This is a genomic window from Arthrobacter sp. 10T419 (assembly GCF_056394105.1).
Map to the genome: position 1 here is coordinate 1 of NZ_JBFTHF010000023.1, position 942 is coordinate 942.

Consider the following 942-nt stretch of genomic DNA (forward strand, 5'->3'; position numbering starts at 1 on the left):
TTCCCGGTTCACCCGGAACACATACGACGGCGACGCGGACGCCTTCGGCACATCCACGCTCCTGTCATCGGCATCACTGCCGCAGTCCCGCACATACTTATTCGCCCCCGACCACGCCGCATGCACACAACCACCCAACTGCACCGGCGCCGCCGGAACCCCCTGCCCGCCAAAGGCCACCGTCTTCGCCGCCGAACCATCCAACGGCACCTCAAAAAGCGCCTTCGGCGTCGCCACCGCCACAGCACCCGCCCCGGGACCGGGCTGCTGCAGCTTCGCATCCTTCGCATCCGCCAACGCCAACTCACGCCCGCCCGGCAACAACAACTTCCCGCCGCCCGCGTCCAGCACCACCGGCTGATCCCCCACCACGCTCAACTGGATGCTCCCCGCACCCTTCAACCCCTCCCACGAACTCACCTGCGAATCCGTGACCCGGCCATCAGCATCCACCGCCGTCACCGTCACCTGACCCGACGTCGGATCCGCACTATAAATCCGGTCATCAGCCCCCACCGCCGACACCGTCCCCCGCGYCCCCGACAGCACCGGCTCCGAATTCTCCTCATCAAAACCATTCACCGTCGACGGCGACAACGCCCACACCCGGCCCCGCGCCGCATCCGTCACCGCAATCACCCGCGACCCGAAACTCACCTCCGCCGASCCCGGCAACTTCTTATCCCCGCCCAAACGCATCTGCGCCGCCGACACCTGGTTCAACGTCGAACCCGACGCATCATCAACAAACACCGTCCCGGCATCCTGCAACACATCAAACGTCGTCGACGCCGGCGTCACCGCACCATCCAACACCCGCGACGGATAATTCAACCGCCCCACCGCATTCTTCGCCTTCGACACCACCCACACACCACCATCGTTCAACTCCACCTCAGCAGTCTTAAACCCCGGATAGATGATGGCCCCCGTCACCAACAC

At 65.1% G+C, this 942-nt stretch carries 1 protein-coding gene; it reads right to left on the reverse strand.

The annotated features are described in order from the left end of the window. Window positions 1-942: NHL repeat-containing protein (locus AC1DBD_RS17680; protein ID WP_476982699.1), on the reverse strand; the 942-nt coding region annotated here is incomplete at both ends.